Consider the following 8817-nt stretch of genomic DNA (forward strand, 5'->3'; position numbering starts at 1 on the left):
GTTGTGCATGCATACCGGAATGCGGATCATTGATGCCAAGGTGATCAATTCCCCGCCGATATGCCCATAACTCATAGCGGCATGGTTGGATCCCCAATTGCTCATCACGGTATATACATCCCTGAACAGGCCTTGACCGGTCAGATTCGGCACGAACCAGGTCGTCGGCCATGTAGGATCACTTCGCTGATCCAATATATCGTGTACCGCGTCCGGCAGCTCAACGGTCATCCCCTCGGCAATATGAAGGACCGGTCCAACACCCGCAACCCTATTTATTCTCGCGATCGTTACCGGCATACCTTCCCGGGTCGTAAAGTCGGTTGAGAAGCCACCCCCGCGGAAGAAATCAATAGCCGGACACCATTTGACCGCATCGAGGCAGTCCTGAACTTCCTCCTGCGTGATTTCCCAGAACGGCTTCATCGCCGGTCTGCCGTCCTTTGTCTGCCTTCCCGTCCCGTCAAGGGCAGCAGGCCCGGAATTGATCAGGTGGATCACGCCCTGCGCCGCAATTCCCTCAAGCTGATACCCGGTTACACGCTTTACGGCTTCCGGGCTCCAGTATGTACGAACATCCGCAAAAACCTGCGCTGCATCCGTGAGAAGATGTCCGAACAGCATCGTAATCCCATTCAGATTGTCGTTCTCCGTTGCGACCATGTAGGGCTCTCTCAGACCATTCCAATCAAAGGATGAGTTCAGTATAGCCTCCATGAAATCCCCGGTCGGAAAATAATCCGTCCAGGCACGTTGTCCTTGAAAACCTGCAGCCAGCGCATTTCGCCCGAGCGCTTCCTCTCCGTATCCCATTTCCGCCAGCTTCGGATTACCCACCATCAAATCGCGCGCGATCAACGCCATCTTCGCGACGGTCTCCCAATCCTGCTGCTTCTGCTCATCGGTTCGCTTCAAATGCTCCGGATTGACGTCCGCCCCAGGCTTGCAGTTTTCTTTAATCCAGGAAAGCGCCCGCTCATATTCGTCATGATCGTAAATTTCCAGCTCGATTCGTCTTACGAATTCCGTCATATCCACATATTCATTGCGCATCCCAAGATACTTCTGGAAAAAATCCTCGTCGACGATACAGCCCGCGATTCCCATAGATACTGTGCCCATCGACAGATACGAAGTCCCCTTCATGGTCGCTACGGCAAGGCCAGCCTTTGCAAATTGCAAAAGTTTCTCCTCTACGTCAGCCGTAATTTCGGTATCCCCGATATCCTGCACATCCCGACCATAGATAGAGAAAGCCGGAAGTCCCTTCTGATTATGCGCGCCAAGAGCTGCTGCCAGATACACGGCACCGGGGCGCTCCGTTCCGTTAAATCCCCAAATGGCTTTCGGCCTTGTCGGATGCGTATCCATCGTTTCCGTTGGATAACACCAGGAGGGAGTCACCGAAATGGTAAGACCGACATTCTCCCTGGCAAATTTCTCCTCCGTACGTGCGGCTTCGGCTACGCCTCCAATGCAGGTGTCAGCCATCACGCATTCTACCGGCAGCCCGTTGCTATGCCTTAGCCGTTCGGTAAGCAGACGCGCCGTTCGCTTCGCCATATCCATCGTTACGTCCTCCAGCGATTCCCGAATGCCTCCCCTCCGACCATCTACAACAGGTCGTATACCAATCTTCGGCAGCTGATTCTGCAATCGATTGCAGTTGTGAGTTTGATATTGCATCGTCCTCATCCTCTCTGTTTTTAGAGCGGCAGCATGTAGAATCAATCCAGCTGTTTCACTTCATTGCTGTAAATCGCTATTTCAGGTTCAGACAGCGGGGCCTCATCGCGAATTCGACGCAGAAGAATCTCGCCGGTTTTGATCCCCATGTCATAGGGATGCTGCTCCATATAATAGAGTCCCGATTCCTTGAGTAATGGACCGGACTCTACTTCACCGAAAGAAGCTACGGCCATATCGGCCGGAATCTTTAGACCGCAACGCACAATCTCAAGCAAAACACCGAGACTCATGCGGTTATTCAGGGATATAACCGCAGTTGGCCTTCTTCCCCCTGCCAGAAAATGCTGTATCGCGCGGATTCCATCCTCCGTAGAAAAGTCTCCATTGTACACCATGGGTTCCTCGTTCAAACCGTATTCCTTCATTGCTTTCCGGACACCTTCAAGACGTTCCCTTCCTGTGCTGGATCTCGTCGGTCCATTTACTACACCAATAACCGTATGACCATCCTCAAGCAGCTTCCGGGTCAGGCGGGATGCGCCCTCGGTGTTGTCCTCGGCTACCAGATCGAGAGTCAAACCCGCTTCCGGCGAGTCCGGCTTCCGGTCTACGAGAACAATCGGCATTTTGGAATCCGCCAGCTGCTTGATCGCCGGATCATTGCCGCCCGACGTCGCCAGTACGACGGCGTCCACGCGCTTTTCCTGCATAAGCTTAAGCAGTCGTCGTTCCTTGTCCGGATTCTCATCCGAGCTGCAGAATATAAGCTGAAAGCCTTCTTTGCCTACAATGTCCTCAATACCTCTGGAGATCCCCATAAAATAAGGGTTGGAAATATCAGGAACAATAACCCCGATCATATAGGTCCGGTCCTGCTTCAGACTGCGGGCGATGGCGCTTGGACGGTAATTCAATTGGTTCACCGCCGCCATCACTCGCTCTTTAATTTCATCGCTTACATAATCGCTGTCGTTCAGCACTCTTGAAACGGTTGCCGTGGATACTTCTGCTGCCGCTGCTACTTGTTTAATCGTTGCTTTTGCCAAACATTGTTCACCTCAAAACGTCATGATTCCGCTATGTAATCGATTACGTAAACGATTACAATCACAGATTACAAGAAGGTACATGCTTATGTCAACCCTATTTTTATAAAACTTCAGAAGAGAATTGTACTCGACTTTTTGCATAGCTCTAACTTATCTCATTCTTGGGCGATTGGCTGGCTTATCACGCTGCTACTAATATAGAAAAAAGCCCCTTACCATTATGCAAGGTGGCTTCAGGGGGCTCCGTGTACAGCTGTAATATTTCACGAATCTATCTCTGTCTTGCATTTGGGAACCTGGCTGGTCATTTGGGATCAAACTTAAAGAGCCCTGATATTTAAATACGTGTTGCTCTTCAATATCGACCTTACCCTAGCGATCGTATCCTTTCTAATGGGAGGGTGGTCCACTCTGCTAAGCAAAACCCAGCGCAGACACGCAATGGCTTCAAACAGCTCAAGCTCAGCGGCTTCGTAACGGTTCTCGGCACAAAATGCAACACGGTAAAAGGACGCTTGCTTCTCGCTTACATATATCCACATTAAGATAATCGACCATGCGATATCATATCGGGGATCGCCCATTTGGACATTCGTCCAATCGATCACGGTCAGTTTGTTTTCATGCTCAAGAATATTGCCAAGGTGATAATCGCCATGGATGATACATTCTTGTTTGATATGTGCACGCTCAACAAGCTCCATCAATGGATGTTGGATATCCGGGAACTCATCCATTCGAGGATAAAAATAAGAGACGAAATCATACCTCGGCAGCCCGAAGCCGTTCAGGCTATCCAGGGGCAGCTTATGTATATCCATTAGCGTTTTCGCAAGCTTTACTAGTTTAGACTGATTGACTATTTGTACGGGCGTGCCGTCGTAACTGGTCAGCATTACTGGATTGCTATTCCGGTCTGTCCCCCAGCCCACAGGCTTCGATACGGCCCTTCCATGCGAATACAATGCATTCAATATTCGATACTGCATTTGAACGTCGGGTTTGGACGTTTTATTCCAAACCTTTAGTACGTAGTCTGCCGATGGCGTGACGATCTTCGCCACCTCTGCTTCCAGACCGGACTCTAACGGGATGACTTGAATTGCAGGTTCATGTTCCAACAATAGCTCAAGCGTCTCGCTTTTCTCCAACCAAATGATTTCCCGCAAATTACGTTCCTCCGTCATGATGCAACGACTCGATCGTTGCGAAAATATGGGAATAAACAGCCTGGACATTGGTCTCATTCATTACACCGTTGTATAAGCCATAACCCCAATGCTCCGCATCCTTGCCGTAATATCCGGTTGCATACATATCCGATGAAAGATCCGGAACCTCATCGTAAGACAATTCTTCGACCGTGAAGGGGACATGAGATTTTTTAGACTCAATATAGAAAAAGGGAACTTCAGCCTTATTATACACTTCTGTATACTTAGGCTTAGAAGCTTCCATCAAATGTTCTTTTGTTATGAATATGGCGTCCAACTCCGCGGAAAGGTCTAGATCCTCTAGCTGCTGAAACGTAACTTCTTTAAAACCCACATGCCCCTTCTCCCTGACTTGCGGTGTTTCTCCGATCACACCAATGACGAGGCTTCTACCTTCATATAGGGGCGTATCCATCGAATCTCGTTGAGCATTGCCATTTATCAGGATAACAAATACGAGTAATAGGACCACTATCATTCTTATCTTCATGAAAATCTCCTTTGGCAAATTTCCCTTTCTCACCAGCGCATTCCATATCGCTTATCCCATTACTCTTTCTTTTTTATACTTTTTCCTAGCGACAACAACATGTGCAGTATCCAATAAATCACCAATACATTGAAAAAATAAGACAGCAGTTGAATGTGAACGCCCTTAATAAACCAGGGACTGCTATCCATGTAATCCGGATAATACTTGATAAAGAATCTAAACGGAAATCCATATTCGATTCGGGGTGCACCCTCACCCTCCGCCCATATTTTACCTGGGAACACAAGGATGGTAAACAGAGCCAGCCATGCCGAGATATTAAATATGCTCTTGTCTATTCTCATACGATCACCTCGATATTCCAATAACTCCATATTATGTGTTTTCCAAAGCTTGGTAAACACTTATCTTAACCTTGAACACATAGCTGTACAACAAAAAAACCGCGATCAACGCGGTTTTCATGAGTTTCGTTTATCTATTTCTCTGCTGAGAAACTTGCTTTTCCTAAAGGAGTCCGATGCATTCTCCTAGATGCTCCCCAATCATGTATCACATTTAGGACCTCTTCAAATTCTCTACCTTGGTCTGTCAATGAATACTCCACGGTAACCGGCATAGTCGGCAATACCTGACGGCTAATGATGCCGTTTTGCTCCAGATGCCTCAGAATCACTGTCAATGATTGCGTGCTGATATTGCCCAAACTCCGACGCAAGCGGTTAAACCGCTGGGGACCATCATGCAGTTCACCGATTACGTGAACCGCGCGTTTCACTGCCACTATTTTTAAAACCTCGCCGATAACCTCCGTACATGCCTCATAATCCTCACGATGCTCTGAACGATCGCTCAAGTCATCACCACCCTAACGTAAAGTAAGTTGGTCTATATTAAATGATCTAATCAATAAATATTGCCTACTGTTATTGTTGATTTAGAGTCATTATAATTTGGCACATAGCTGTGATCAAGGTGCAAACTTGAATACTGCATCACGTATCACCTGGAATCGCGCGATTCTCTTTCTGAATGGGGTCACATACCCGGAGATGTGACTTCGAACAAAAAAATATAACAGGAGGAGACAATACATGTCGACCACCATTACTACCATAAAAGAAATTCGCGCACCCTTATTCGCTATCATCATTGGCATGTTTATGGTCCTACTTAATATGACAGCCATGAATGTAGCCATTCCTAATCTAATGAATTCCTTTCAAAGCTCGTTATCTTTCATGCAATGGGCGACCACGGGTTATATTCTTGCCGAAGCGGCCATCATTCCGGTAGCCGGCTGGCTGGCTGATCGTTTTGGCAGCAGGCGCATGTTTATCCTGGCAATCTTCATTTTTACAATCTGCTCTATTCTGTGCGCACTCTCGGTCAACGCAGAGCAATTTATACTATTTCGTGTACTTCAAGGTTTAGGAGGAGGCATAGTCATGCCCATTGGTTATGCCATTGTCTTTCAGATCAGTCCTCCTGATAAGGTAGGAACCGTAATGGGATCGTACTTGGGCGTTCCCATTCTTATTGCACCAGCCATCGGACCCGTGTTTGCCGGGTGGTTGGTGGATAACGTTAGCTGGCCCTTTTTATTCTGGGTGAATGTACCTGTAGGCTTATTAGGAATCTGGTTTGGACTACGCTATCTTCCTAAACTGAAGAGTCAGACTCAAGCTAAGCTGGATAAACTCGGAATGATTTTTGGTCCAATCGCTTTTGCCGCCCTCCTCTATGGCGTGAATCAAGCGGGCGATGCCGGATGGGGCTCCATACAGACCATTATCGGCCTTGCGGTTGGTGTTGCGGCGCTTCTACTATTCATCCTGATTGAACTTGGAAATAGCGAGCCGCTCCTTGAGTTGCGAGTGTTCCGCTCCAAGTCTTTTACAAGTGCTATGTTAATTCTATGGATAACAGCCGCTGCATTCTATGGAAACTTCTTTCTGGTTCCCGTTTATCTCCAGCAGGTGAAAGGACTTAATGCTTTTGATACTGGGCTTCTCATGATATCACCTGCTATTGCCAGTATCGTACTCATGCAGATTGGTGGACGTATGTATGATCGGTTTCGTAGTGTAAAGCTGCTTGTTATTATCGGTACTGCACTTCTTGGTCTGGGAGCATTCTTGCTCTTTACGGATTCATTTGGCAGAGGAACGGGAATCATCCTTGTCGCCATGACCTTAGCCGGATCCGGCCATGCATTATATGCTATGTCTTTGAACGCCTACGTTATGAACGCTGCACCGCAAGGATTAATCAACCGTGTGACATCCCTAAACAATGCTTCACAGCAAGTTGTGGGCTCCTTTGCCGTGGCTGTCTTCTCAACATTGTTGACAACCCGTATTTCGGCCTCTTCTCATTCCGTACCGAAAGTCGATGCTTGGGCTGATGCGTTCTCGTTTACATTCCTTGTTGTGATGACTGTGGCCGCTCTTGGGGTCGTCATGGGGTTATTGCTCCGTAAGCCGTGGGAACAAGTGGATAAACCCATCGATCAGCAACAGCATAATAAGATGACGGGCGGATAAACAAGAATAAGAATCCCCCTCAATAGGGGGATTCTACATTATAAAACGATTATAGCGTGCTTACTTTCACTTATTTCTTTGCGGCTCTTTTCCGCTCTCCAATCAGAGGGAACTCACCGATCCGAAGCCTGGCGCTTCCGTATGGAACCAACTCCAATTCCGTAATGGGCTGTCCGTCCGTGTTCGGATGCAGCGGAGGGTTTCCGGCGTTGTTGCCTTCCATCTTCCAATCCCGAATCAGCTGGCCTTTCACCTTCACCCGGACAGGTGCATCCTTCGCCAGGAACGGCTGGCGGACCATATCCTGCTCAAGCACCTCGAATGACGTATCGGCGACCAAACCGTATTTCCATGGAGATGCAGGGTAAATCTCCCAATCGTGGAACATGTCGCGCTGCCGGATCATCTGCCAGTTCTCCTTCACGGGCAGCACATACACCAGCGGCCCTCTTTCAATGCTGGTAGCGTACATGCTGCGCGTAACAGTCTTCACTTCCATCGGCAAATGAATATCCAATCGGTCGCCGTTCTGCCAGTTCTGTACGATTCGTGCATAACCGGACTGCACCTGGAATGGCAAATCGCGCCCATTCAGAGTTATGACAGGATCGTCGCACCAGGCCGGGATGCGCAGCGATAGAGGAAACGATGCCTCGTATTCCAGCGACAAATGGATATGAACGCGATCCTTGAACGGATATTCCCCGGTTACCTCGACGACAGCCGGAACGCCTTGACGACCGACCGTCGTTCTCACCGTGCATGGGGCATAGGAAATGGCAACAAGCCCGTCCTCCTGATCCTTCATCCATAGGTGCGACGTCAGCTTGGGCCAGCCCTGATGCATATTGGCCGTGCAGCATCCGAAGTTCGGCTCCAGACCGAAGACATTGGCATCCGGACTGTTGCTCCATGCCCGCGGAGCGACATTGCAGATCATCTGGTTGACTTGCTGATCATACTGATGCGAGGTCCAATCCGGGGAGATGGCGGCGGGCAGCGCATTAAATGCGACCTTCTCCAAAATATCCCCGAAACGTCCATCCCCGAAAATACGCGTCAGCTGCTCCATCGAGAACATATACTCCACGACGGCACATAATTCTACGCCTTGACTCGGATGGGTGCCGGATAACCATTCGTCTCCGGAGAACATGCCATGCGCTTGACCGTGATACGTCATTAGGGAATCGATGCCCCGATGCACGCTTTCCCGCTCCACCGGATTGCCACTCAATTCAAACAATACGCCCGGCGTTTTAATTCCCATCGCTACATTCACGACATGGGTCGTCCAATCCCACTCTTCGACCTTTCGCCAGAACGGAAAATCATGAAAGATATCGCTCCAGTCCGTTGTTTGTCCGACAACGATATCGGCAAGCTCTAACAGAAAAGGTTGCTTCGTACGTCGATATAACCACACGATGCACAGCAGCATCTCCGCACCCCTGGTTTGGGCCCAGCCCCGCAGCGGCTGTTCCTCCATAACCGAATGGACATAAGTAAAAAACTTCGTCAGAAAAGGAATGATCCGTTCATCGCCCGTTGCTTCTTCATGCTGCATCATCACTTTCAGCATGATCATGTAATGCCACCAGTCCTGCTTCTTGTCGATATCCTGATTGACGGAGGTTATGCGAGTCGGACCGAACATGCCATTCTCCTGCTGGCTCGCAAGCGACCACTCGATCCAGCGATTCGCTTTGGCAATCAAAGTTTCGTCTTCGAGCAAATAAGCTAGCGGAAGCAAACCGTCAACATAATAAGGTCCCCGTTCCCAGCTCTCTCCCTGGCCGCCCAGCCACCCGTTCTCATCCCCTACG

The 8817-nt window shown here is 48.9% G+C and carries 7 protein-coding genes and 1 pseudogene (1 of these 8 running past the window's edge); 1 reads left to right on the top strand and 7 read right to left on the bottom strand.

The features are described from left to right. The 6 genes and pseudogenes from ACPV3A_RS20070 to ACPV3A_RS20095 form a co-directional block, all read right to left on the bottom strand. A pseudogene (locus ACPV3A_RS20070) lies at positions 1–1686 on the bottom strand (L-fucose isomerase) (it extends 122 nt beyond the left edge of the window). Positions 1687–1727: 41 nt separating this feature from the next. Then, a complete protein-coding gene (locus tag ACPV3A_RS20075; RefSeq protein ID WP_426200782.1) occupies positions 1728–2735 on the bottom strand; it encodes a LacI family DNA-binding transcriptional regulator in 1008 nt (335 codons plus the stop codon). 323 nt (positions 2736–3058) lie between these two features. Continuing rightward, positions 3059–3907, bottom strand: a complete 849-nt coding sequence (locus tag ACPV3A_RS20080; protein ID WP_426200784.1) for an aminoglycoside phosphotransferase family protein — start codon at positions 3905–3907, stop codon at positions 3059–3061. 1 nt (position 3908) lies between these two features. Next, a complete protein-coding gene (locus ACPV3A_RS20085) occupies positions 3909–4442 on the bottom strand; it encodes a hypothetical protein (RefSeq protein WP_426200786.1) in 534 nt (177 codons plus the stop codon). A 59-nt stretch (positions 4443–4501) separates the two neighbouring features. Continuing rightward, positions 4502–4789: a hypothetical protein gene (locus ACPV3A_RS20090; RefSeq protein WP_220684783.1), complete on the bottom strand. Its 288-nt coding sequence runs from the start codon at positions 4787–4789 to the stop codon at positions 4502–4504. A 134-nt stretch (positions 4790–4923) separates the two neighbouring features. Then, complete coding sequence (locus ACPV3A_RS20095) at positions 4924–5301, bottom strand: winged helix-turn-helix transcriptional regulator (RefSeq protein ID WP_194543308.1); 378 nt, start codon at positions 5299–5301, stop codon at positions 4924–4926. A 238-nt stretch (positions 5302–5539) separates the two neighbouring features. Between ACPV3A_RS20095 and ACPV3A_RS20100 the strand changes: the two genes are divergently transcribed. Beyond that, the gene (locus ACPV3A_RS20100; RefSeq protein WP_426200789.1) at positions 5540–6991 is read left to right on the top strand and encodes a DHA2 family efflux MFS transporter permease subunit; all 1452 of its coding nucleotides are present in this window, start codon (positions 5540–5542) and stop codon (positions 6989–6991) included. 70 nt (positions 6992–7061) lie between these two features. On the opposite strand, the gene ACPV3A_RS20105 is transcribed toward ACPV3A_RS20100, so the two are convergent. Further along, positions 7062–8817, bottom strand: a 1756-nt coding sequence (locus ACPV3A_RS20105; RefSeq protein WP_426200791.1) for a beta-L-arabinofuranosidase domain-containing protein, incomplete at its 5' end; no start/stop codon positions are given.

The sequence above is a fragment of the Paenibacillus sp. Dod16 genome, from assembly GCF_049893405.1.
Taxonomy (GTDB): Bacteria; Bacillota; Bacilli; order Paenibacillales; family Paenibacillaceae; genus Paenibacillus_AQ.